The sequence below is a fragment of the Xenorhabdus taiwanensis genome (genome assembly GCF_036512875.1).
In the GTDB taxonomy this organism is placed as follows: Bacteria; Pseudomonadota; Gammaproteobacteria; order Enterobacterales; family Enterobacteriaceae; genus Xenorhabdus; species Xenorhabdus taiwanensis.
The window spans coordinates 1,478,994-1,505,388 of record NZ_AP028978.1 but is presented as its reverse complement, the minus strand read 5'-3'; the positions used below and the strand labels follow the sequence as shown (position 1 = coordinate 1,505,388).

The following is a 26,395-nucleotide window of genomic DNA, read 5'->3' as shown; positions in this document are numbered from 1 at the left end:
CACCTTATTATGTATGCAGCTATCCAATAACTTATTATAATTATCAACAGACCTATTTTATCAGAAAAGGATACTGATAATTATATACATAATTACTACTTAAGACCGGGAGTTTACTCAAGCAGATTTTCTCTTATCAGGAAAAATAAAATATTCTTCATAATAATTTAAATTATAATGGCTTAAAAAAAGGAAAAGGCACCTTTAGTGCCTTTAATCAGAGTATATTGTGTTAAATTTTAAAATTAATACTCAGAATTAATGACGACTTCTTCTCCAAAGCGACCCGCTTTAGGCAGGGGCTGATAAGACGAGTTTGATGCTCTCAGGATACGAATACCACGGATATTCAGTGCACGAGCGGCAGCAATATCAGTATCTGCATCGCCATAATAAATCTTCAAGTTGTGCTCTTTCATCCAACTGATTTTGTTATTTTTACCCGGTTCATCACCCGCAAAAATAACGGCATTCATTTTATCGGATGGAATATGTAAGTCTTCCTGTAAGTATTTGGTCACCGCTTCTGTCTTAGTTTTTGTACGCGCTGTAATGAAATAAATATCATCACCTCGCTTCAAATGCATCTTAACCAGTTCAATGCCGACCTTTTTTGGCATACTGAATTTATCCCATTCATTATTCATTTTTTCCCAAAATGCCGGATTTTTCAGATAACTATTGTCATTAGGCGAGTACTCCATTTTACCACGATAAAAACCTGGGCTTGAAAACAGCACAGTATCATCGATATCAAAACCTACCGCCATTGCGGGTTGGTTTTGCAAACTCCGCTTAATCTGCTCTACGGATACCCAATGCACGGCATGACGTTGAGCCAAATCTGCCACAGAAACGCCTGAATCAACTTGCTCAGGCATAAACATTTTTGCTTGTGCCATGCTATTTAAACCAAAAGCAAGCACAATCACACTGAATGCTAGGGTAACTTTACGCATCGTTATTCCTTTCTTACATTAGTAGTAACGGTGAGAAATAATAAACTGTATTATCACATCAAAACGAGACATACTGCACAAGGCGACAAATATTCAAATGGATTTCCCCTCAATTAAGAAAGGGGCATAACATGCCCCTTTCTTAGAAAAAATATCATTCAATGATGAAGTTATTCTTGCAATATAGGCTGTGCCTGTGTTTGTGACTGCCCGGTCACCGGAATATCCTGCCCAAAACCACGCAACCCAACAACATGTACATGTTCCTGGTTATTGAAAATCTTACGTACCAGTTTATAAGTTGTCCCTTTTTCGGGGCTGATATTTTCCGGTGCAGCAATAATTAACTGCATATGTAAGCGTTCACATAACTCAAACAGCGTTGCAATGGATTTCGCGTCTAATCGGGCAGCTTCATCAAGGAACAGTAGTCGGCATGGGGAAATATCTTTACCACGCAGACGACGTGATTCCTCTTCCCAGCTCTGTACCACCATGACCAGAATGGACATTCCCGTACCAATCGCTTCCCCGGTAGAAAGCGCCCCACTTTCCGCTTTCAGCCAGCCATCCGAACCTCGGTTAACTTCAACTTCCAGCTCAAGGTAATTGCGGTAATCCAGCAACTCTTCACCAATGGTCTGGGGTAGACGCTGCCCCATATCAATTTGTGGATTAAGACGCTGATAAAGCTTCGCCATCGCTTCTGAGAAGGTCAGGCGCTCGCTGTTGAACAGATCCTGATGCTGTTCCTGTTGCTCAGAAAGTACATCTAACAAGAGGGAATGACTTTCACGCACATTTACATTCAGGCGCACACCACCAACCTGCCCAAAAGAAACTGCCTGCAATCCCTGGTTCAGCATGCGAATGCGGTTCTGTTCACGTTGAATGGTTTTGCGAATGATATTCGCCACACTTTTGGAACTGATCGCCAATTTCTGCTCACGGGCGGTTAATTCTTCCGTCAAGCGTGCCAATTCAATTTCCATCTGTTCAATGGCATCGACCGGATCATCCGTACGAATAATATCCTGCCGGATACGTTCACGCAGATGCTGGTAAACCGCCACGAAAAATTGGATCTTACGTTCAGGACGCTTCGGATCTTCGGATAAACGCAACGCATCGCGCAGGTGTTCATTATCGGCCACAGCCAGACGCAATGCTCCCAGCGCTTTATCCGACATTGAACGCAGCTCATCACCATCCATATAAGCTAGTTCGCGACGATGTAAGCGACGTTCAACACCATTGTCTTTCACCATACGCATAACTGCACACCAGCCGGCCTTGGAAGAGACCACCTGCTCACGCTTCTGGTAATAATCCCGCTCAGATTTACGCAGTTTTTTCTGGAGGTTTTCCATTTCTGCCTCACAGAACGCGATCTGTTTCTCAAGCTGATTAATACGGGAACGGTTAGCATTCACAGCGGCGTGAAGCTGATCACGGCGTTCACGGGCACGATTTTCGGCGTTGGCATCTGCCTGGACACCGATATCTTTCAACTCCTGCTCAAGTTCTTTCAACATATCTTGCTTAGTGTCATAAGAACTTTTTAGTGATGCCAATACTTGATTGAACTGCGCACATTGTGCTTGTTGCTGGCGCAATTTTTCACGCGCACGGCTACGATCAGATTCTGCGTGTTCAAGGCGTTGGCGTAGTTTGTCGTTCAAGTCGGCATTTTCGTTAAGCATACCGGCAGAGTCGCTATAGCTGAAATGCGCGCGACGTTGCACAACTTCCGTCAAGGCAAAGGCTTGTTGTTTAGCCTGATTCTGGCTGTGTTTCGCAGCCTCATAATCTTTCTGCAACTGCTCATGTTGCTGTGGATCACTTTGCAAGACCGAAACCAATGGTTCAAGTTTAGCTAAGGCTTTACCGTGTTGTTGCAGGAAACGCGCAGCTTCCTGAGCCTCCCCCATTTCTTCACGGACTGTTTCCACGCGATCAAACAGGGCTTCATCCAACAAAATTGTTATTTGTGGAATCAGGCGATTCAACACTGACAGGCTCTCTTTCACCTGAACAAATTTCTGCTGATGCTGTTGAGTCTGGGTTTCAAATTGCGATAATTCACGCTCCAATTCGGTACGACGCTGACTCAGGCGACGAATTTCTGCTTCTGGATCATCATCAAACACAACAGAAAGGTGTTTTCCCACAAAACGGCTGAAAGCCTGATGTGCACGCTGAATTTTCTGCACATCAAACGAAAGTGTCGCGTAACGCTCTGCCAGCGTATCACGCTCAAGACTGAGTGCTTCCAGACGACTTTCTCTTGCTGCCCGTCCGAATAGCGGAACTTCAGGATAACGGGAATAACGCCATTGGCGATCGGATGATTTCACCAGAACTGCGTTTTCCTGTTCCTCAAAATGAAATACGCTGTCGTCAAAAGACTGTGGATCTCCTTCAATCAAATAGAGATCTTCCGGGCAATCTTCCAATGCTTCCAGATGTGGACGAACCAGTGAAAGATCAGGCACGACAATTGCGTGACGCGCCGGGCCATACAGTGCAGAGAAATAAGGTGCGTCATCAATGGTAATGTCATCATAAATTTCAGACAACAAAACACCACCAAAACGCTCTGCCAATGCAAGCAATCGGCTATCTTCGGCACCACTTGGTTGGTTCAGACGCTCAATCTGTTTTTCCAGTTCACGTTTCTGTGCAGCAATATCATCACGCTCAACCGTAATTTCGCGCTCTTGTTCAAGCAATTGCTGCATATACTCAGTCACATCGTGACTATTTTCGAATGTTTCATTGCATTGTTCACTAAGCTGATCCAAGGCTTCTTGTGCTGCTAACCACACTGGTGCCCGTGCTGTCAACCCTTGAATTTTTTGCTTGAGCTGTTCAAACTCCTGACGTATTTGAATACGACGTTCACCGCTTTCGTTGGCGTCCAGACTCAATTCTTCCAATTGAGCTTCCAGTTCACCCCGTAACGCCTCCAAGTTTTCTGCCTGATATTGCTGGTTGTGACGCTTGCAGAACTCTTCCAGCAAACGTTCTGCATTTTGCTGACTGTTCAGGCGTTGTTCTAGCTCAGCCAACTGGATACGCAAAGGTTGGACGCGTTCAGCCAGATGACGCTGGGATGACCATTCACGCAATGCTTCACGAGCGGCTTGCCACGCTTCACTACGGCTTACTTCACCAACGATGCTTTTTATCAGTTGGTAAGCCTGCTCAAACTGACTATGCGCTGCGTCAGCAACGTTCAATTTCTGTTCCAATGTCAGCAAAGTTTCTGTTGCTTGCTGCGCTTTGGCCTGATAGGTTTCCTGCCACTCATCGGCATTTTCTATCGACAGATCTGGAAGCTGGCAAAATTTACGGGCACTCTCCAACGCTTGCAATGCTTGCTGATATTGAATAGCTCGAGTTTGCTGAACATCTAAAGCTTGCTGGTAGTCAGCAAGCTGGCTTTTCAGCTCATCAACTTCTTGTTCTGCTGCTTCAGATGTAGCTTCATATTCCGCCTGAAGATCTCTCGCTTCTTCGACAACTTCACCCTGTTCTTCCAGTCGGTAGGTCAGCTCTTCAATATCCGATTGGTAGCGATCGATTTTTTCCTGCTGACGCATCGCTGTTTGAACCAAATTCAGGTGATCACTGGCAGCCTGATAATCCATTTCTAAATCAGAAGATGCGCCGCTTTGTTCTGCCAGTTCCCTCGCCATTTCAACATGGCGATATTGTTCAGCGACCAGTTGACGACGGCTGCCAAATAGTTCACTGCGCAAAGCCAGTGCTTCATCCAGATGAACACGGCGTTCGTTGGCATGACGCATATAGTCAGCAGACACATAGGCTGTAGCTTCTGTGATAAGGTGCTTGAAAAGATCACGGTCGGATTGGGTGACACGGATAGCTTCCAGCGTAATGCGGTTTTCACGCAATGCGGCTTCCATATCCTGAAATGCTTTTCTGACGCCGCTGTTTTCCGGTAACAAGTAATCACGTAATGAACGGGTAATCGCACTGGAAATTCCGCCATATAATGATGCTTCTATCAGGCGATAAAACTTGCTGCGGTCACTCGCTGAACGCAAACGTTTTGGGATCACTCCCAAATCAAACATCAGGGAGTGGTAATCTGTAATTGAGTTAAATTGTTTGAACTGAACGCCGTCCATCTCATCAAGGCGCTCCTTTAGTTCATTTAACGGCAGAACCCGCGCCTGACGTTCGTTGATATTATCAGTCAATAACTGCGTTGGCTGAATCGACGCAGGAACTCCCTGAATCATAAATGGTTTAATATCAACTTTTCGATCACGTCCTGCTACTTGTTGTAAACGGACTCCGGCGATGATGCGTTGATGGCGTGAATTAACAACATCCAGCGTGGAATAGCAAACCCCTGCCCGTAACTTACCGTGCAACCCTTTATCACGTGAACCCGAGGTTGCACCCGCTTCTGTCGTATTACGGAAATGGAGCAGTGTTAAATCAGGAATTAATGCGGTCACAAACGCCGCCATTGTAGTTGATTTACCTGCACCATTACCGCCGGATAAGGTCGTCACAAGTTCGTCAAGATCAAACGTTCTGGCAAAAAAACCGTTCCAATTAATTAACGTCAGTGAGCGAAATTTACCGCGTTCAATCATGACTGCTCATCCTCCGCACCTTCCGCTGAATGCCCTGATGCTTCTTCATGTTCATTATCTTCCTGCGATGTTTTCCCTTCTACTGGCATGGCCTCCCCATCACGGATCATCCGTAATTGTGCCTCGCGTGGGTCATCACCGCTGCGTACATCTGCACCAAAGCGAAATACCGCTTCGGTAAGCGTAAATTTATTACTGTCGTTTTGCAGGAAATAAACCATACCCAGACGGCGCAAGCGGTTTAAAGCAGTACGCGCTTTTTCCTGCAATTTCTGTTTGTCCAGATCTGAACCTGTCGAACGTTGGTTCACTAATTTCACTAGCTTATTTTCATCAGCCAGTGACAATAATTCTTCGTACAATTCCTGAAAGGTAAATATTCCCTGATTGGACAGGCGCTCTGGGCTAAGGTAGAGGTAGCACAGGATCTTACCTACCATCATATCCAATTCAGACAGCACAGATCGCGGGATCAACGTCGTCGAGCGGGGACGCAGGTAGAAAAAACCTTCTGGTGCACGGATTAACTCAACGTTATAACGCGCATAAAATGTTTCCAACTCTTCCTGAAAGTCCATCAGAAAAGCGTGATTATCAAGATCATCCAGGCTGATATGACGCCCTGCTCGCAGTTGGCTATCTAATTCTGGGAAAAGTGTATTGGATAATGCCTGAGCCAGTTTCACTGGCATAAGTTGTTCAATATGTGTCGATGACATGTGCCTGTACCTTGGCTCCGTAATCATTAATCGCTAACCATTCCGCCGGCAAACCAGAGAAATCCGCTTCTGCAACGCCCAACCTTACTGCCTGATCCACCAAGATACGTGCCACATCAAAATGGCGTTTACGTGGATACTGGACCAGGTAGTCGCGCAATACAGCACCCAAATCCAAAGGAAGTTTTGCCTGTTGGTAAACCGCCAGCGCCTGCTCTACCATTTCAGCTAATTGTTCATTGATTTCACTAAACTCTTCGTATTCCATTTCTGGCGGTAATTCTCCCATTACCTCTTCATTACGCAGAGTCAGCTCTTCATCACGCATATCCAGGAAACGTTCTGCATTAGCGACAGTCAGTGCCCACGGGCTGTCAAAATAGTGTTGAATGGATTGACGAAGACGCTGGGCAAAAATGCGGTTTTTATCCATATCAATGGCGGTTCGGATAAATTTGTGAACGTGGCGGTCATAACCTATCCATAAATCAATAGCTTGCTGCCCCCAACTAATAATGCGATCCAGTTTGCTTTGCAAGTCAAAAACCAGTTTATCCACCAGCTCAGAACCGCTGCTATCCATATTCGCGGCCTGGATACGTAATAGATTAGCCTGCAATTTATCACCCGCAGCGTCTAACGTATCCTGAAGTTCCCGTAGTGTACCGGAGGTTTCAGACAGCAGTTGTTCACAATTAGCGATGGCGGCCTGCCAATCCTGATTGAGTAGTGCAGCAATATCGGTTTTTACGCTGTTTTGCTGTTCATCCATCAAGCGCTGGGACATATCGATACTGTCAAAAATTTCAGCTACAGAATATTTGAGAGGAGCAAAAACATTGCGGTGCCAATGTAATTCATCCCCCCCTTCTTCGGCTGCCTCTGCCGCTCGGTGCAATTCGTTAGCAACGATAGATAACTGCATAGAAAGACGCAACGTGGAGAATTCACGCTGGCGGATGTAATAATCACTGATACCAATTCCCAACGGAGTCAGGCGATAAATGGCATTGCCATCCGCCAATTCACTGGTAAAACGGTTAAGTAACTTCTGGCGAACCATATCGTTAATGGCATTATTCGCTCTGACAGATACCGCTTCCGAAGTTTGTTCAAAACCTTTACACACTTCACGAAAGGCATCCACCAGCTCCCCTTCACTCATTTCACCATCAAGCCGTTCACTGTTTAATACGGCAATAGCCAGTAAAAAAGCCAACCGTTCTGGTGGCAACGAAATTGAAAAATCATTTTTTCTGGCCCAGGACACAAGTTCAGGAACTGTCTGGGAATATTCACTCATAATTCGCTCTTTAAGGTAGGCTTGCGTGCCATCACATGAATGTAACGCCCCAGACTGATATAGGGCTCCTGTCTGCAATAACGCTGTTCAAGTTCAAGCAACGCTGGAAAATCTGTGTCTTGTAATTGACGACTTTGCAGGTAATCGTGAAAAACTCTCACGCCTGTTTTACCTGTTATTTCCATCTTAAGTTCAGCTAGCCATTGATATACCTGTTCCGGTATTAATGGATGTTGTGGCGATAGAGAACGTTTCCGCCGACGCTGGATATTAGGTGTCGCCAAATGAAAGTTACCCAAGATGGCGTTACGCATAACCAGCCCATTAGCATTATAAAACATTAATGAAAGTGCACCACCGGGCGTTATTATCTTTTCCAATGTTTCTATTGCCTCTTGTTGGTCGGTGATCCACTCCAATACAGCATGAAATAAAATCAGATCAACGGGCTGTTCAATATGCTGGTGAATTTCTTGTACCGGGCTTTGGATAAATTGCATTTGATCGAGAACACCCCGCTCTTCGGCGTTATGTTCCGCTCTCTGGATCATCTCTTTTGAGAGATCACAAAGTATGACCTGATGTCCCAATTCAGCCAACTGGCAAGCCATATTACCTTCACCGCCCCCTGCGTCCAAAATGCGCAAAGGACATTGAGGTAAATGATTCAGCAATTCGTTAATATCCTGCCAGACAACGGCCTGCCTGATTTTACCTTTGGTTGTGCCGTAAATATTACGCGAAAATTTGTCTGCAATATCATCGAAATTGCGATCCCGCATGAAAAGCTGCCCCACTTATAAGCTAAGTTTAATTTATCTATTGAGTAGTTATGCTATCTACCGCTATTTTTACTACTATTATTTTGGCACAATAACCGTTTAATTAACTACTTTTAGCCTTAAATTCGCCATTGTGCGATTGTAATTTAACCAACCCAAGGCCAATCAATGTTATTTTTGCTAAAAAAATATATCGGCTCGCTATTAATGCCTTTGCCGTTGATTATTATCGTTTCTTTTGCAGCTCTACTATTACTATGGTTCACACGCTGGCAAAAAACAGGGAAAGCCATTTTATCACTCAGTTGGTTGGCATTACTTTTATTTAGTTTACAGCCTATCGCGGATAAATTCTTACTCCCTGTCGAGGGAAAATATGTTCAGCGCTATGAACCAGATACAACACCTATAACTCCCGTAAAATATATTGTGGTTCTTGGTGGAGGTTTTACTTATAACCCCCAATGGGCTCCCAGTGCCAACCTTATCAATAATAGCTTGCCCAGAGTGACGGAAGGGATTCGGTTATATCGTCTCAATCCTGGTGCTAAAATGATTTTTACGGGCGGTAAAGGCGTAAATGCCATTAGTAGTGCCGAAATTGCTGCTATGGTAGCACAATCTCTGGGAATTCCTGTAGAAGACACCATAGCATTAAAAAAACCCCTGGATACAGAAGAAGAAGCTGCTGAAGTTGAAAAAGTCATCGGACAACAACCTTTCATTCTTGTCACTTCTGCCAATCATATGGAAAGATCTCTCAAGTTTTTTGCACAACGAGGTCTGCATCCAATTGCAGGCCCTGCCAATCAATTAGCTGTTACAACGCCTTTATATTCATGGGAAAAATATCTTCCTTCTTCCTACTACCTATCACACACTGAGCGTGCGTGGTATGAGACATTAGGGCGCATCTGGCAGGCGATTAAACCTGTAAGTCAGGATATGAGCATTAAAAACTCAGAGGATCTTCAGAAAAAAGCTAATGAGAAATAACACCAGTATTGGGAGTGAAATGTAATGAAAAGAGAATGCAGTATTAACGTTACGCATTCTCTTTTAAATCATACTCAATTGATCGTCATATCAGACAAGAAAATCAAAGCGTTGCAAAAACTTTTCTGACAGTTTCCAGATCTTCTGGTGTATCAACACCTGCACCGGGCGCTTGCAATGCTTTTGCAACATGAATTTTTTCACCGTACCAAAGCACCCTTAATTGTTCGAGCATTTCGATACTTTCTAATGGACTTGGTTCCCATTGAATATAACGTCGAATAAACCCTGCCCGATACGCATAAATTCCAATATGGCGCAGGAAGTGGTCTCCAATAGTCCCTGTTGATTGCATAAAACGATCACGTTCCCACGGGATAGTCGCGCGAGAAAAATAGAGGGCATAACCTTGCGAATCCATTACCACTTTGACAGCATTAGGATTAAATGCCTCTTCCGCATCCTGGATTTGCACGGCAAGCGTTGCCATCCCAGCATTACTGCCAGCCAAATTATCAGCCACCTGCTTGATGATCTGTTCTGGGATAAGAGGTTCATCACCCTGAACATTCACAATAATGTCATCATCAGCAAATTGGTATTTATCGATAACCTCAGCCAAACGCTCTGTACCTGAATGGTGACTTTCGCGTGTCATGCAAGCCTCACCGCCTGCAACAGTCACTGCATCAAAAACTTGTTGATTATCTGTCGCCACAATAACCCGATCAGCACCAGAACGGACAGCCCGTTCCATCACACGCACAACCATTGGCTTACCATGAATATCAGCCAATGGTTTTCCCGGTAAACGGGTTGAGGAAAAGCGGGCCGGAATGATAACGGTAAACATGGATTATTGATTTTCCTCTGTAGGCAGGGCACGTGCTTCATTCTCTAACAACACAGGGATGCCATCACGGAAGGGAAAAGCGAGACGATCAAACTTGCAAATCAGTTCAAAGTTTTCTTTATCATAACTGAGCTTGCCGTGACATAGCGGACAAGCAATGATTTCGAGTAAACGGTGATCCATATATCCCCCAAATAACGGGTCTTAAATTTGATGTGGCTCAGAATACCACAAGCCATGTATCACCGTTAACTTTGTTGCTTTGTTTAATTTCCCTTATTTTGTTTAGTATGGCGAGAATAACCCAATATTATTGGCGAGTATTTAATTCGGGAAGTAAGGTACAGATATCATCCAATACCTTTTTCCCTTTTTCCTCTGGAAATTCAGCGTGTACAGGTAAATACCACCAGTTAGGTTGCGCAAATTGGAAACATTTAACCGCATCTTTTTCTGTCATCAATAAATTTTGATCACTATTTGCCAGAGCCAATAATTGAGATTTTTCGTACGCCTGATGATCAGCAAAAGCGTATGTTTTCTGTAAATTAGCCCCTAATTGCTGTAATGTTGCAAAAAAACGCGGGGGATGGCCAATCCCAGCCATCGCAATGCCATTGGGAATATCAGTAACTTTTCGTGTTTCCCCTGTCAACAAATTAACTACCAAATTGCCTTTAAGGGTCATGGGTAATTCACCGACTTCTGGTATTCCACCATTAACAATGATGGTATTGACACTATTCAAACGTCCTGCCAATTCTCGCATAGGGCCGGCAGGCAACCAGCAACCATTGCCAAAACGACGAACGCCATCAATCACTACAACCTCATAATCTCGCTGTAAGGCATAATGCTGGAGGCCATCATCAGTAATGACGATATCAACCGGAGTGTGTGCCAATAATGCCTGAATGGCTTCGGCTCGCTTTGGGGCCACTGCAACAGGTGCACCAGTCCGACGACGAATTAAAACAGGTTCATCTCCCGCTTGTGCCGTCGTCACTTCATCGGTAAGGAGTAGCGGGTAATGTTCTGACTTCCCGCCATAACCACGTGAAACAACACCAACCCGATAGCCTTTCTGCTGCAACTGTTCAACCAGCCAAATGACAACCGGGGTTTTACCATTTCCTCCTGCTGTCAAGTTACCGACAACAACAACAGGCACCGGTGCTTTCCAGGAGCGGCTCAATCCTAGTTTATAGCTTAAACGCCGCAAACCGCTTACCAGCCCATAAAGGGCTGATAATGGTAATAATACGATGTAAAGCCATGAGCAGCCTGACCATATGCGTTCAATCATTGGCCAAATTGCATCCTATGTAACTGTGCATATGCGCCATCCTGTTGCAACAGAGTCGCATGGTTACCCCTTTCTATGATATTCCCATCTTCAATGACGATAATTTCATCGGCATTTTCAATAGTAGAAAGACGGTGAGCAATGACCAATGAAGTTCTGTTTTTCTGCAATTCATCTAATGCCGCCTGAATTGCACGTTCAGATTCTGTATCCAATGCAGAGGTTGCTTCATCCAAAATTAAGATCGGAGAATCACGCAATAAAGCACGGGCAATTGCAATACGCTGACGCTGCCCCCCAGAAAGCAAAACGCCATTTTCACCAATCATGGTATCAAGGCCGTTATCCATTTTTTTGATAAAGTCCATTGCATAAGCCATTTCTGCCGCTCGCTCTATCTCTTCACGGCTAAAGCATCCTTCGCTGGCGTAAGCAATGTTATTGGCAACCGTATCATTAAATAGATGGACATTTTGCGATACCAAAGCGATTTGGTTACGTAATGAAGCCAGCGTATATTCACGCAGATCATGACCATCTAAGACTATCTCACCTTCATTTATGTCATAAAAACGCGTCAGGAGATTGGCAATTGTCGATTTACCTGATCCTGAGCGCCCAACCAATGCAATCGTCTTTCCCGCTGTGATCGTCATTGAAATATTTTTCAGTGCCGGATGATCTTTAGTTGGATAACAGAAAGTAACATTACGGAATTCAATGTTACCTTTCGCCTTTTTGATTTCCAGTTTACCTTCGTCTTTTTCCTTCTCCATATCCAGGATAGTAAATAAAGTCTGACACGCAGCCATACCACGTTGGAATTGGGCATTAACGTTGGTTAGAGATTTCAATGGGCGCATCAGGGCAATCATAGATGAAAACACAACCGTGATTTTCCCTGCGGTTAAGGCGCCCATAATTTCAGGGAAACTGGCCGCATACAGGATAAATGCCAGTGCAAAAGAAGCAATAAGCTGGATAATCGGGTCTGAAATGGAATCAGCAGAGACCATCTTCATACCCTGCTGGCGCATATGGTTGCTGACTTTGTTGAAACGTTCAGTTTCAACTTTTTGACCGCCAAAAATTAAAACTTCTTTGTGCCCTTTCAGCATCTGTTCAGCACTGGTTGTCACCATCCCCATGCTGCTCTGCATATTTTTACTGATATTACGGAAGCGCACAGAAACAAGGCGAATAACCCCAGCCACTATCGGTGCAATTACAATCAAAATAAGGGAGAGTTCCCAACTGTAATAGAACATCAGTATAAACAGGCCAATAATTGATGCCCCTTCCCTGACTACCGTCACTAATGCGCCGGAGGACGAGGAAGCAACCTGTTCTGAATCGTATGTAATGCGGGAAAGCAAAGTTCCCGTGGATTGCTGATCAAAGAAGGAGACAGGCATTCCCATCATATGGTTAAACAGACGACGACGCATCTGCATAACCACTTTGCCTGATACCCAAGAGATACAATAACTTGATACAAAACCAGATATGCCACGCAACAACATCAATCCGATAACAACCAGTGGCATCCACTTTAATACGCTAATGTCGGCCTTGCCAAAACCCTCATCAAGCAAAGGCTTCAACAAGGAAAGCATCAATGTATCACCGGCAGCATTAATAACTAACGCAACCGCCGCAACTAACAAACCGACCTTAAAGGGAGTGATGATCGGCCACAATCGGCGAAAGGTCTGCCAGGTAGAAAGGTCTTTATCATTCATTATTGAGTTACCAAAACCAAAAGAAATAGCGAATCATTCTACTCATGATCGCCACGAATACCAAACCACTGATGATACCACCGTGACATTATTTGTTGTCGATAACCTTCTAATTTAATGTCATCACGATAAAAATAGCCGGTTATCTGACCAGAAACGGCTGTACTATGCCATTTGATCCCAGCATTTTTATAGCGTTGTTTCACTTTCACGGAAGGCAGTCTCCACGGGCTATAGCGCGCAACTGAAGTCAAAGCATATTGAGGCATCACCTTGCGTATAAATACCGAGGTAGAAGAGGTATTACTCCCATGATGAGGGACTTGTAGTATTGTTGTATTCATATGATTTTTCTCAAGTTCTGATAAACGGTATTCACCTTGCTTTTCCAAATCTCCTGTTAACAATAGACTGTGCTGACCATCATCAATACGGATCACGCAAGATTGATTATTGCCAACAATCGCTGTCTTTTCTGGTGGCCAGAGAACGGCAAAATTTAATCCCTGCCATGTCCACTGTTCACCACGGACACAAGGTAAATGCGCCTGAGTTAAGGAAGGGCTTCTAATTTGGCTATCAGGATATCTTTCAAGCAGATATTCCATTCCTCCCGTATGATCCAAATGATCATGGCTCAGGATTATTTGCTCTGGTGTTAACCGATGCCAACGTAAATAAGGTTCAATAACTTTTTCTGCCATGCTGCCCGTTTCCCAGCGATTTCCTGTATCAAAAACAATCGCTTTTCCTCCCTTATCAATGACCACAGCTAATCCATGCCCCACATCCAGCATTGAAAAACGCCATTGAAAATCATTGGGACGCTTGGAATAACACGCAATAATTCCAATACAAACGCCCAACAACCATTTATAAGATCTCCACCAACCTAAGCGCCAAATCACAACAAAAAAACAACCGACTAACGTAATGACTATCGGGTAGTGCCCTGTTTCAAACCATGAATATGTCAAAATAGGTAAAGGCGCCAAAGCAAATAAAATGCTGTAATCAACAAGCTGCCATAAAAATGGTTGGATAACCGGAAGAAAGATACAAACTATCCCCAACATAACCAATGGAACAGATAAAAAAGAGATAATCGGTACAGCCCATAGATTAGCCACCAATGATGCAATATTAACGCTCTGAAATAACAAAAGCTGCAACGGAAACAACATTAGCAACATACCCAACTGCATATGCAGTCCACGCAGCCATGACCACTGCCAACCTTGACGTATTTTTTCTGGCAAAGGCATCCAATAAAACCAAAATAACAGTGCCATCACCGCAGTAAATGAGAGCCAGAAACTGTCAGAAAGTATTGCCAAAGGATCGAAAAATAAAATAAGTGCAGCACTCCATAAAGCCCATTGCCATGAAAAACAAAGCCGGCTTTTACACCGTAAATAAATCCACAAGGTCAGTCCTAATATTGCCCGAACGGCTGGAGTTCCCCAACCAGACAACCATCCATACAACATTGCGGTTAACCAGCCCATGATCAATGGAAAGCGAAATCCAATCCATTTTGCAGGAAAGAAAAATTGCGTCATTCTTGCAAAACTCCAGCCAAATAAGCTGGCCATTGCAATATGCAGCCCTGAAATGGCCATCAAATGAGCAACACCTGTCTGCTGTAATAGCAAGCGAGTAGATTTATCCAGCCATGCCCTTTCACCAAACGAGAGTGCTAACGCAATACCAGCCTGTTTTAATGGCTGAATTTCTGGTAACAACTTATTAATGAAATATTGCCGAAGGTTACAGCTTTTATCGAGTGGTTTTGCCTCAATAATTTTTCCATTCAATGGTTGGCGAATAGAAAGTGAATATCGTTGACTATCAAAACTACCATGATTTAATTGAGCATGAACAGGCCTGAGCTTCATTGTCACCTGCCATTTCTGACCGGCACATAGCAACTCTTGAGAGTTCCATAATACTGACGCATATAAGGCAGGAATAATATATTTCCCATTACTCTCAATCAGCCTAATACGATAACGTGCCTTTTTATCATCCTCCTTTGTGTTATTTTCCAACGATACACTATCAATCATAACGATTGCAGTGCGGGACGTTTCGCTGAAAAAAGTGACTTGTGCCAATATATGATGGCTATGCCAACATCCGAAAATAAACGCCCATAATCCTAATGATATTAGTCGTATAATTTTATTAGGAAAAAATAGCAAGCAAAATGCAATGATAGCCAGGTTTTGGATGATTTTTTGTTGAGGAAGCTCTGCAAGGAATAATAAGGGAAAAATTCCTAATATAATGGCTAATGCAGCCAAATTTAGACTGATAAGTGGCGTCGGTTTCCGCCAACTAGTGAATAAATAGGTAAAAAGAGAAAATATTATAGGCCGCATCCATTATGTCTCTGTGCTGATATTCCATTCACGCAAGAGAGATTATTACACCGTAGTTCTTATCACTAGTTAGAGAAATGTTATTATGGAGTCGATTCGCAAATTAATTTTTAAGCAGAAGAAACAATTCAAAAAAATACGTCTGTTCTCACAAAAATCAGAGATACAAAAATTGGATACACAAAAAACGGCACCCTAGGGCGCCGTTAGTTTAATTAAGTAATAACTGATATCTTAGCTATCGCTATAGATATTCACGCGGTCACGCAATTCTTTACCGGGTTTAAAGTGAGGAACGTATTTACCGTCCAATTCCACTTTATCACCTGTTTTTGGATTACGGCCCACACGCGGAGCCCGGTAGTGAAGAGAAAAGCTGCCGAATCCGCGAACTTCAATACGTTCACCTGCGGCTAGTGTTTCTGCCATATGATCAAGCATTTCTTTCACTGCATCTTCAACGGCTTTGGCCGGCATGTGAGATTGCTGCTCTGCAAGTCTTTCGATTAATTCAGACTTGGTCATGGTACCTCCCTAAACTACCGTATTCGGGTAATATTTTCTTTATAGAGAATATTACCCGCCGTTATTGACTTAGATTATTCGCCTTTAGCTGCTTTGAAAGCTTCAGCCATTGCGTTGTTAGCGAAGTTTGTGTCTTCTTGCTTGTTCACAGAAGCGATAGCGTCTTTTTCATCAGCTTCGTCTTTTGCACGAACAGACAGGTTGATTACGCGGTTTTTGCGATCAACGCCAACATATTTAGCTTCAACTTCATCGCCAACGTTCAGAACTTGAGTTGCATCTTCAACGCGGTCACGAGAAGCTTCTGATGCACGCAGGTAACCTTCAACGCCGTCAGCTAATTCAACTGTAGCACCTTTTGCGTCAACTGCAGTGACTTTACCAGTAACAATTACGCCTTTCTTGTTTACAGACAGGTAATTGTTGAATGGATCTTCTGCCAGTTGCTTGATGCCCAGAGAGATACGCTCACGCTCTGCATCTACTTGCAGAACTACAGCAGCGATTTCGTCGCCTTTCTTGTATTCACGAACTGCTTCTTCACCTGCAACGTTCCAGGAGATGTCAGACAAGTGAACCAGACCGTCGATGCCGCCTTCCAGACCGATGAAGATACCGAAGTCAGTGATAGACTTGATTTTACCTTCAACGCGATCGTTCTTGTTGTGAGTCTCAGCAAATTGCTGCCAAGGGTTGGCTTTGCACTGTTTCAGACCCAGGGAGATACGACGACGTTCTTCATCGATATCCAGAACCATAACTTCCACAACGTCACCAACGTTAACAACTTTGGATGGGTGGATGTTCTTATTGGTCCAATCCATTTCTGAAACGTGTACCAGACCTTCAACGCCTTCTTCAATTTCAACGAAGCAGCCGTAATCAGTCAGGTTAGTTACGCGACCAGTCAGTTTAGTACTTTCTGGATAACGTTTAGCGATTGCTACCCATGGATCTTCACCCAGTTGTTTTAGACCCAGAGATACGCGAGTACGCTCACGGTCGAATTTCAGTACTTTAACTGTGATTTCATCGCCCACATTGACGATTTCGCTTGGGTGTTTAACACGTTTCCAAGCCATATCAGTAATGTGCAGCAGGCCATCAACGCCGCCCAGATCAACGAATGCACCGTAGTCAGTCAGGTTCTTAACGATACCTTTAACTTCCATGCCTTCTTGCAGGTTTTCCAACAGTTGATCGCGTTCTGCGCTGTTTTCAGATTCGATAACTGCACGACGAGAAACAACTACGTTGTTGCGTTTCTGATCCAGCTTGATGACTTTGAACTCAAGCTCTTTGCCTTCAAGGTGAGCAGTGTCACGAACTGGGCGAACGTCAACCAGTGAACCTGGCAGGAACGCACGGATACCGTTCAGTTCTACAGTGAAGCCACCTTTTACTTTGCCATTGATAATACCAGTGACAGTTTCAGCTTCTTCGTATGCTTTTTCCAGCATCAGCCATGCTTCGTGACGTTTCGCTTTCTCACGAGACAAGACAGTCTCACCGAAACCATCTTCTACCGCATCCAAAGCTACGTCGATTTCATCGCCAACCTGGATTTCCAGCTCACCTTGAGCATTTTTGAATTGTTCTACAGGAATTGCAGATTCTGATTTCAGACCTGCGTCAACCAATACAACGTCTTTATCGATAGCAACCACAACACCACGAACGATGGCGCCTGGACGAGTTTCGATAGCCTGTAGGGATTCTTCAAAGAGTTGAGCAAAAGATTCTGTCATGTTTATGATCTTCAAGATTTTTAATTAACGTCCATCTAGCTTCCAGCCGAATGGGGTTGTTTTACATACCTCGCAACTTTCCCTGTTACAAGGTGTTTTAGTGTACCAGAATATTTCACTACCAATACACCAGAATTCTATATACATCTTCTTGATACGCTACTGCAATAGCCTATTTGCGAAAATTTACGATTATGCGGGTATTTCCAACGTGTTTCTCGCATAAACCAGTGCCTTATCAATTACTTCTTCGATAGACATGCTGGTTGAATCCAGGATCAATGCATCTTGTGCAGGCACTAAGGGCGCAACCGCCCGATTGCGATCGCGAAAGTCCCGTTCTTGTATCTCGGACAAAAGATTTTCAAAGTTAACACTAAAACCTCTCTCCTGCAACTGCAACATACGTCTGCGGGCGCGTTCTTCTGCACTTGCATCAAGAAATATTTTCACTGGTGCGTCAGGAAATACAACTGTTCCCATATCACGACCATCAGCGATCAACCCTGGCGCAATGCGGAAAGCTCTCTGCCGACGTAAGAGTGCTTCACGGACACGAGGGAATGTCGCCGCCTGTGAAGCCGTATTTCCAACGGCTTCGGTACGAATTTCGTTGCTGACATCTTCGCCTTCCAGAATAACCCGGAGTTTGCCATTTGCAGGCACAAAACGAACATCCAGGTTTGCAGCCAGAGGAACCAGTGCGTCTTCAGACTGGATATCCACCTGATGATGGATGGCAGCCAGTGCCAATACACGATAAATGGCGCCTGAATCAAGCAACTGCCAATCTAACGCTTCTGCCAATGCCTGACATAATGTTCCCTTGCCAGCACCACTTGGCCCATCAACGGTTATTACTGGGGCTATCGCCGCCATCATTATCCTCCTTTTCGCATAACATTCGTATAACAGACAGGTCATTTACCGAATGCAAAAAATTGCTTAATTAGCAAGCAATAAAAACCAGTCTTATTATACGCGCTCAGCAAATGAGAGAAACAGGCAAAGCCCATTTATTTCTGTCCCTATATTTCCATTCCTACCGACTTTTGTTTCTCCATTTATTTGGCGTACTGGCTGAGCTTTTCAAGCTGATTGAAATAATCTGGGAATGTCTTTGCTGTACAGCCTGGATCAAGAATAGTGACTGGAGTATCCGACAGAGCCACCAACGAGAAACACATCGCAATGCGGTGATCATTATAGGTTTCAATTTCAGCATGATTGAGCTTTTCTGGCGGAAAAACCCGAATATAATCATCGCCCTCTTCCACTTCGGCACCTATTTTCCTTAATTCAGTTGCCATTGCATTTAGCCGATCAGTTTCTTTTACCCGCCAATTGTAGATATTACGGATAACAGTTTCTCCCTGTGCAAACAATGCAGTTGTCGCAATCGTCATTGCCGCATCAGGAATAGCATTCATATCCATATCAATGCCTGTCAATGTACCGCGTTCACATTCAACAAAATCGTCCCCCCAACGAATAGTTGCCCCCATCTGTTCCAACACATTGGCAAATTTGGTATCCCCTTGCAGGCTATTTCTGCCAATGCCCGTGACACGAACAGTTCCGCCTTTAATTGCCGCTGCTGCCAGAAAATAAGATGCCGATGAAGCATCGCCTTCCACCAGATACTGTTCTGGAGACAAGTATTGTTGCTGGCCTTTAATGTGAAAAGCCTGATATTGTTCATTGTCTACCGTTACACCAAAACTTTTCATCAGTGCCAATGTAATATCAATATAAGGTTTAGAAACCAAATCACCTTGTATGTGAATTTCTGTATCGTTTTTTGCCAATGGAGCTGCCATCAACAAAGCGGTCAGGAACTGGCTGGAAACAGTACCATCAACGGTAACTTTTCCGCCTAAAAAACCCCCTTTGATATGTAAAGGCGGGTAATTTTCCTGCTCAAGATAATCAATTTCTGCCCCTCCCTGACGCAATGCATCAACCAAGTGACCAATTGGGCGTTCTTTCATACGTGGTTCACCGGTCAATACCACACTCATGCCACTATCTCCCAAACTGCTGTCCCCCAAACATAGAGCAGCGGCCAATGGGCGCATTGCTGTACCTGCATTGCCCAAAAACAGTTCAATATCGCTTTTGCCCGTAATGCGGCCTCCCATGCCATCTACTTCACAGATAGTACGATCGGCAGAGAGACGATAGGAAATACCCAATACAGCCAGAGCATTAAGCATGTAACGGATATCATCGCTGTCCAACAAATTGGTCAATCGGGTTGTTCCCTTAGCAAGAGCAGCGAGTAACAAAGCGCGGTTAGAAACGCTTTTAGAGCCAGGCAAGTTAATTGTTCCATTAATATGGGAAATAGGTTGTAACGTCAGGGATTGCATAAAGAGAGTAATCTCCGGAGATAATTTTAGTTTTTAGGATAAATCGAGGATTTTGAGCTCGGGAGGCTTTATCCCTCCCGACGATAAAAAATTATGCGTTGCGGCGTTCAAAATCAGCCATAAATTCAACCAATGCGTTCACCCCCTCATAAGGCATAGCATTATAAATCGAAGCACGAGCGCCACCAGCAACTTTATGCCCTTTCAATGCATGTAGCCCGTGAGCATAAGCTTCTTCCAAGAACTGACCATCTAACGCTGGGTTAGCCAGTTGGAAGGGGATATTCATGATAGAACGGTTTTGAGGAGCAACACGGTTGATATACAACTTGCTGTTATCAACAGCATGATAGAGATGTTTAGCTTTAGCATGATTGCGTTTACTGATTTCTTGTAGCCCTCCCTGCTCTTTCAACCATTTGAATACCATGCCAGACAAATACCATGCAAATGTCGGTGGCGTGTTATACATGGAGTCATATTGAACCTGCACAGTATAATCCAGAATAGATGGCGTATGCGGGTGTGCTTTGCCTAGTAGATCTTCACGGATAATGACAACGGTAATCCCTGCTGGTCCAATATTTTTTTGTGCCCCGGCATAAATGACACCATAACGGCTAACATCAATGGGTGCAGAGAGAATGGTTGAAGAGTAATCGGCAATGACAATTTTATCATCACCAAAATCAGGCTCCTCAAAAATGGCAACGCCTTCAATAGTTTCATTAGGGCAATAATGGACATAGGCAGCATCACGGCTCAACACCCATTCACTCATCGGCTTCACACCTTTGACACCGTCCGTTTCTGTCCTGATATCAATGACGTTTGGAGTGCAATATTTTTCTGCTTCTTTTGCTGCACATTCAGACCAGTAGCCACTAACGATATAATCTGCTGTCGGTTTATCACCCAGTAAATTCAGTGGTAACGCCGAAAATTGCCCACGAGCACCGCCGTGACAAAACAGCACCTTGTAATTCTCAGGTATTGCTAATAAATCTCGGAGATCTTTTTCTGCTTCTGCCGTAACAGCCACAAATTCTTTGCTACGGTGACTAATTTCCATTACAGATGTCCCCAAACCGTGCCAGTTGCAAAGTTCCTGCTCTGCACGTCGTAACACTTCTGCTGGCAACATAGCTGGGCCAGCGCTGAAATTATATACCTGACTCATTAACTTCACCCTATCAATGGATACAATAAAATCGGACGCATTGGTTTTATCACTCCCGCCTTGCTGCTGCAATAATTATTAAACATTTATTGTAAACTACAATTGTCAACTAAAGCATAACTCTCTGATAGATCACCTTATTACAAATAACACAATAAACTATAATCCGAATAACAAAAAATCAAACCTGGATAATATCGCCTTTGCTTAATACTCAAAATAAAAACAAACTTAGAATAAAACACACCACTTGCGAAAAGATTTAAATCATAAAATTAAAAAACAACTTATTGCATCAAAACCACATTACTTATTTAAATAAACCCTTGACAAAATCAATCGAGATTTTCAAATATACCCTTTTCTCGAAACAATAAAAAACACCTCAACATAAACTCACCTTCATTTTTCAAAATTGAATTATTTATTAATCAAATTAATAAGCAAGATATATCAACAATTACAATCAGGACAAGATCCCATCTTTGGCAATGCCAGGATATATAATAGTGGTGCCTTATTCCAAGGTGACTTTCTGTTGATGAATGTAAGAAATAAGTGTATTGATGTTTCAGTTTATAATGGCTGTGATGGTACACCTAGAAAAATTCAATATCTTCAAGGCATTTGTGGAAAATTAACACATAAACGGAATCAATAGAATTGAAAATTAAAATATAAAAAGGCGCATCGAATGCGCCTTTTTATATAGTTAACTCAGGAATTAATACTTACCAAACATTTCCTGAATTTTTTCTACATCAGAAGTTTGCGTCAGAGCCAATTGCAAAAGAACACGGGCTTTCTGTGGGTTCAAACGCTCTGAAGCCACAAAGCCATATTTACTGTCGTTAACTTCAGCATTTTGGGTAGTGTAGCCGAAAGGAATACGGCTGGAACGAACAACAACAACACCCTCTTTAGCTGCTTTAGCCAATGTGTCAAGAATAGACTTATAGATATTACCGTTACCTACACCTGCACTAATAATACCCTGATAGCCATTTTCAACGAAAGCTTTTGCTGGCAGATCAGAAGCGTTGGAGTAGTTATAAACGATACCAACTTTCGGCAATTTATCCAATTCGCTCACATCAAAAACGGCTTTATTCGCTCTTACTGGTGCCGCAGAATAATAACGCACTTTGCCATTGTGAACGAAGCCCTGTGCACCAGCATTCACAGCCTGAAACGCCTGAACTTCAGTTGTGCTCAGTTTACTGATGTCACGACCATGGATCACGGAATCATTCATCGCCAACAGCACACCACGGTTTGCTGAGTTTTTATCAGCCGCAACCACAACTGCGTTGTACAGGTTCAATGGGCCATCAGCACCCAGAGCAGTAGATGGACGCATTGCGCCAACCATCACGATAGGCTTCTGACATTGTGTAGTCAGATCCAGGAAATAAGCCGTTTCTTCCATGGTATCAGTACCATGAGTGATTACGAAACCGTCGGTTTTGTCACAATCTGCATTGATTTTTTTCGCCAGAGTCAGCCATACTTGGTCATTCATGTCCTGAGAACCAATGCTAACAACCTGCTCGCCTTTCAAATCAGCCAAGTTTTTAATTGCTGGTACAGCATTCAGCAGAGAATCAATACCTACTTTACCTGCGGTATAGCTAGATTGAGTTGCCGATTCACCACCCCCAGCAATTGTGCCCCCTGTTGCCAAAACAGTAACACTCGGTAAAGCGAAAGCAGAACCGCTAACTAAAGCCAGAAAACCGGCTATTGCTGTTATTTTAGTCTTTTTCATTATTCAACCTCTTGTAAAAAAAGCTATTTTATTATGTAAACCAAGAATAAATAAACTCTAATTAACAATAATTTTTGCGAACTGATAGAGCGGATAAAAAAAACGCCGTATGATATGCGCCTTTAACATAAATTGAAGTGAATCACGATGACGCAAACCTATATCCCAGGCAAAGACGCCGCGTTAGAGGACTCTATTAACCGCTTTCAGCACAAACTGAAGTCCCTTGGTTTTAATATTGAAGAAGCCTCATGGCTGAATCCTGTTCCGAATGTTTGGTCAGTACATATTCGCGATCGCGACTGCCCACTGTGCTTTACCAATGGCAAGGGTGCCAGCAAGAAAGCTGCATTGGCCTCTGCATTAGGAGAATATTTTGAGCGTCTATCGACAAACTATTTCTTTGCTGATTTTTATCTGGGTGATGCCGTTGCTAATAGTGAATTTGTTCATTACCCAAATGAAAAATGGTTCCCGTTGCCAGAAAATGACTCTCTGCCAGAAGGCATCTTAGACGAACGTCTGCATCGTTTTTACAATCCAGATAACGCGCTCTGTGCCAGCCAGTTAGTGGATCTGCAATCTGGTAATGAAGAGCGGGGGATCTGCGCCCTGCCATTTACTCGCCAGTCAGATAATCAAACGATTTATATTCCGATGAATATTATCGGAAATCTGTATGTTTCAAACGGCATGTCAGCCGGCAACACCATGAACGAAGCGCGTGTTCAGGGATTATCTGAAGTATTCGAGCGCTATGTGAAAAATCGCATTATCGCAGAATGCATCAGCTTGCCTGAAATTCCACAAGATATTATGAACCGCTATCCAAGCGTCGTTGAATCAGTCAATAAATTGCAGGAAGAAGGCTTCCCGATCTATTGTTACGACGCTTCACTGGGTGGGCAATTTCCGGTCATTTGTGTCGTCCTGTTCAATCCTAATAATGGCACTTGTTTTGCTTCTTTTGGTGCTCATCCTGATTTTGGTGTTGCACTGGAGCGTACAGTCACAGAGCTGCTGCAAGGCCGTAGTCTGAAAGATCTGGACGTTTTTACTCCACCAAGTTTTGATGATGAAGAAGTTTCTGAACATACCAACCTGGAAACTCATTTCATTGATTCAAGCGGTGCTATCAGTTGGGATCTGTTTAAGCAGGATGCTGACTATGAGTTTGTTGACTGGAATTTCAGCGGAACAACAGAAGAAGAGTTCACCACCCTGATGGGGATCTTCAATAAACTGGATGCTGAAGTGTATATTGCTGATTACGAGCATCTTGGCGTTTACGCTTGCCGCATTCTGGTTCCCGGCATGTCAGATATTTATCCGGTTGAAGATTTGCACATTGCCAATAACACCATGGGAACTCATCTGCGTGATACCATTCTGGCATTGCCGGAAAGTCAATGGCAGCCAGAAGAGTATCTGGCTTTTCTCGAACAGCTAGATGATGAAGGTTTAGATGACTTCACCCGTGTCCGCGAATTACTGGGAGTTGCGACAGGTAAAGATAACGGCTGGAGCAACCTGCGTATCGGTGAATTAAAATCCATGCTGGCACTGGCAGGTAAGGATTTGGAACAAGCACTGATTTGGGTTGAATGGACACAGGATTTCAATGCTTCTGTTTTCACCACTGAGCGAGCTAACTATTATCGCTGCCTGCAAACGCTGTTACTGTTAACCCAAGAAGAAGATCGCCAACCAGAGCAATATTATCAGGCATTTGTAAAAATGTACGGTCAAGACACTGTTGATGCTGCTTCAGCAGCCATTGCCGGAGAAAATGGCTTCTATGGTCTATGGCCTATTGATTCAGAATTAAAAGCACTGCCTGCCCATCAAGCATTATTAAATGCTTATGATAAACTGCAAAAAGCTAAGCGTGAATTTTGGACCAATAAATAAACTGTTGCATTAACGTTTATTCATCGTAAAAAGTAAAGTGCAGGTTAAATATAATTTATTTTGAAATAACAAATAAATGACAATTTAACCTGTTGCTTTACTTTTAATATCTAAAAGGCCAAAATTGCTTATATAAAAATTTTTTATAAATTTTAAAAAATATTTATCCTTTTAAATCAATTAATTATTTTCAAATCTCCAAGCTTAGGCTGCCATATTTCATTAGACTTTCGGTCTAATATGATCCATATCAAATTCAAGTCGATCCCCGTTTGTTACTATCAATGCGTGCTATGATTAATTAAGGATAAAGAGAGTGTTAGGATGAAAACTGACAGCCCTTTCAATTTATTTTCCCCTGCTGTAATGGCACAAATCGCTGATGACATTGGTGTATATAAAGTCAATAAACATCCCACAGTGACTTATTTATCGGCAATCATGGCAGGTGTGTTTATTTCCATTGCTTTTGTTTTTTATATTACGGCAACAATAGGAACCTCTTCCATTCCTTATGGGTTAGCTAAATTAACTGGCGGGATCTGTTTTTCCCTCGGTTTGATGCTGGTGGTTATATGCGGCGTCGATCTTTTCACTTCCACTGTGTTGACGATTATTTCAAAAGCGACGGGGCGTATTACCTGGTCTCAAATGATCAAAAACTGGATTAACGTTTACATCGGTAATCTGATTGGTGCCCTGTTTTTCGTGGCCTTGGTTTGGTACTCCGGCCAATATGCCGTTGCCAATGGAACCTGGGGACTGAATGTATTACAGACAGCAGATCATAAAATGCACCATTCCTTTATCGAGGCGATATGCCTGGGTATTTTAGCCAATCTGATGGTCTGTCTTGCTGTCTGGATGAGTTATGCCGGACGCAGTCTGATCGATAAATTATTCGCACTGATCCTGCCAATTGGCATGTTTGTCGCCAGCGGTTTTGAACACAGTATCGCTAACATGTTTTTAATTCCGTTTGGGATCATTATCAAAAACTTCGCACCAGATGAATTTTGGTTGAAAGTAGGGACAACCCCTGAACGATTTCCTCAACTTAATGTTTCAAGCTTTATTACCGATAACCTGATCCCTGTCACGATAGGTAACATCATTGGTGGTGCGGTATTGGTTGGGTTGGCTTATTGGTTGATTTATTTACGTGGTGGCAAAAATCATTAATTCGCCTCCGCATCAGATTCTTAAAAGTTCC

General features: G+C 43.3%; 19 protein-coding genes. 3 read left to right on the top strand and 16 right to left on the bottom strand.

Going from position 1 to position 26,395, the window contains the following annotated elements:
• Positions 1-245: 245 nt before the first annotated feature.
• The 5 genes from aphA to cmoM form a co-directional block, all read right to left on the bottom strand.
• On the bottom strand, positions 246-959 hold the full coding sequence (gene aphA / locus ACE1SE_RS06770) for an acid phosphatase AphA (RefSeq protein ID WP_374053181.1): 714 nt from the start codon (positions 957-959) through the stop codon (positions 246-248).
• A gap of 170 nt (positions 960-1,129) precedes the next feature.
• Positions 1,130-5,593, bottom strand: a complete 4,464-nt coding sequence (mukB, locus tag ACE1SE_RS06765; RefSeq protein WP_374053180.1) for a chromosome partition protein MukB — start codon at positions 5,591-5,593, stop codon at positions 1,130-1,132.
• On the bottom strand, positions 5,590-6,312 hold the full coding sequence (mukE, locus tag ACE1SE_RS06760; protein WP_374053179.1) for a chromosome partition protein MukE: 723 nt from the start codon (positions 6,310-6,312) through the stop codon (positions 5,590-5,592). Before mukE ends, mukB begins: the two co-directional genes overlap by 4 nt.
• A complete protein-coding gene (gene mukF, locus ACE1SE_RS06755; protein ID WP_374053178.1) occupies positions 6,293-7,615 on the bottom strand; it encodes a chromosome partition protein MukF in 1,323 nt (440 codons plus the stop codon). Before mukF ends, mukE begins: the two co-directional genes overlap by 20 nt.
• Positions 7,612-8,397 (bottom strand): tRNA uridine 5-oxyacetic acid(34) methyltransferase CmoM, encoded by a 786-nt coding sequence (cmoM, locus tag ACE1SE_RS06750; RefSeq protein WP_374053177.1) that lies wholly within the window; start codon positions 8,395-8,397, stop codon positions 7,612-7,614. Before cmoM ends, mukF begins: the two co-directional genes overlap by 4 nt.
• A 168-nt stretch (positions 8,398-8,565) precedes the next feature.
• Here cmoM and elyC point away from each other — a divergent pair, with 168 nt between their 5' ends.
• Positions 8,566-9,393 carry an envelope biogenesis factor ElyC gene (gene elyC / locus ACE1SE_RS06745; protein WP_374053176.1) on the top strand — a complete coding sequence of 276 codons (828 nt, stop codon included), beginning with the start codon at positions 8,566-8,568 and terminating at the stop codon, positions 9,391-9,393.
• A gap of 103 nt (positions 9,394-9,496) precedes the next feature.
• Here elyC and kdsB read toward each other — a convergent pair whose 3' ends face one another.
• The 11 genes from kdsB to ansB all read right to left on the bottom strand — a co-directional run bounded on the left by kdsB (position 9,497) and on the right by ansB (position 23,271).
• Positions 9,497-10,246, bottom strand: a complete 750-nt coding sequence (kdsB, locus tag ACE1SE_RS06740) for a 3-deoxy-manno-octulosonate cytidylyltransferase (protein WP_374053175.1) — start codon at positions 10,244-10,246, stop codon at positions 9,497-9,499.
• A 3-nt stretch (positions 10,247-10,249) separates the two neighbouring features.
• Positions 10,250-10,429 carry a Trm112 family protein gene (locus ACE1SE_RS06735; protein ID WP_074018284.1) on the bottom strand — a complete coding sequence of 60 codons (180 nt, stop codon included), beginning with the start codon at positions 10,427-10,429 and terminating at the stop codon, positions 10,250-10,252.
• Positions 10,430-10,556: 127 nt separating this feature from the next.
• The gene (gene lpxK, locus ACE1SE_RS06730) at positions 10,557-11,552 is read right to left on the bottom strand and encodes a tetraacyldisaccharide 4'-kinase (RefSeq protein WP_374053174.1); all 996 of its coding nucleotides are present in this window, start codon (positions 11,550-11,552) and stop codon (positions 10,557-10,559) included.
• The gene (msbA, locus tag ACE1SE_RS06725) at positions 11,549-13,297 is read right to left on the bottom strand and encodes a lipid A ABC transporter ATP-binding protein/permease MsbA (protein ID WP_374053615.1); all 1,749 of its coding nucleotides are present in this window, start codon (positions 13,295-13,297) and stop codon (positions 11,549-11,551) included. The genes lpxK and msbA overlap by 4 nt, the downstream gene beginning before the upstream one ends.
• A 35-nt stretch (positions 13,298-13,332) precedes the next feature.
• Positions 13,333-15,678 (bottom strand): ComEC family protein, encoded by a 2,346-nt coding sequence (locus ACE1SE_RS06720; RefSeq protein ID WP_374053173.1) that lies wholly within the window; start codon positions 15,676-15,678, stop codon positions 13,333-13,335.
• Between the two features lie 234 nt (positions 15,679-15,912).
• On the bottom strand, positions 15,913-16,203 hold the full coding sequence (gene ihfB, locus ACE1SE_RS06715) for an integration host factor subunit beta (protein WP_045969974.1): 291 nt from the start codon (positions 16,201-16,203) through the stop codon (positions 15,913-15,915).
• Between the two features lie 74 nt (positions 16,204-16,277).
• Positions 16,278-17,951: a 30S ribosomal protein S1 gene (rpsA, locus tag ACE1SE_RS06710; RefSeq protein ID WP_099133860.1), complete on the bottom strand. Its 1,674-nt coding sequence runs from the start codon at positions 17,949-17,951 to the stop codon at positions 16,278-16,280.
• Positions 17,952-18,143: 192 nt separating this feature from the next.
• Positions 18,144-18,830: a (d)CMP kinase gene (gene cmk, locus ACE1SE_RS06705; RefSeq protein WP_374053614.1), complete on the bottom strand. Its 687-nt coding sequence runs from the start codon at positions 18,828-18,830 to the stop codon at positions 18,144-18,146.
• A 185-nt stretch (positions 18,831-19,015) separates the two neighbouring features.
• The gene (gene aroA / locus ACE1SE_RS06700) at positions 19,016-20,323 is read right to left on the bottom strand and encodes a 3-phosphoshikimate 1-carboxyvinyltransferase (RefSeq protein ID WP_374053172.1); all 1,308 of its coding nucleotides are present in this window, start codon (positions 20,321-20,323) and stop codon (positions 19,016-19,018) included.
• Between the two features lie 91 nt (positions 20,324-20,414).
• Positions 20,415-21,503, bottom strand: a complete 1,089-nt coding sequence (gene serC, locus ACE1SE_RS06695) for a 3-phosphoserine/phosphohydroxythreonine transaminase (protein ID WP_374053171.1) — start codon at positions 21,501-21,503, stop codon at positions 20,415-20,417.
• A 724-nt stretch (positions 21,504-22,227) separates the two neighbouring features.
• The gene (gene ansB / locus ACE1SE_RS06690) at positions 22,228-23,271 is read right to left on the bottom strand and encodes an L-asparaginase 2 (protein WP_374053170.1); all 1,044 of its coding nucleotides are present in this window, start codon (positions 23,269-23,271) and stop codon (positions 22,228-22,230) included.
• A gap of 147 nt (positions 23,272-23,418) precedes the next feature.
• Between ansB and ycaO the strand changes: the two genes are divergently transcribed.
• Together ycaO and focA are read left to right on the top strand one after the other, a co-directional pair.
• Positions 23,419-25,182 carry a 30S ribosomal protein S12 methylthiotransferase accessory factor YcaO gene (ycaO, locus tag ACE1SE_RS06685; protein ID WP_374053169.1) on the top strand — a complete coding sequence of 588 codons (1,764 nt, stop codon included), beginning with the start codon at positions 23,419-23,421 and terminating at the stop codon, positions 25,180-25,182.
• Between the two features lie 324 nt (positions 25,183-25,506).
• Positions 25,507-26,364, top strand: coding sequence for a formate transporter FocA (focA, locus tag ACE1SE_RS06680; RefSeq protein WP_374053168.1), 858 nt, complete (start codon positions 25,507-25,509; stop codon positions 26,362-26,364).
• Positions 26,365-26,395: the final 31 nt, after the last annotated feature.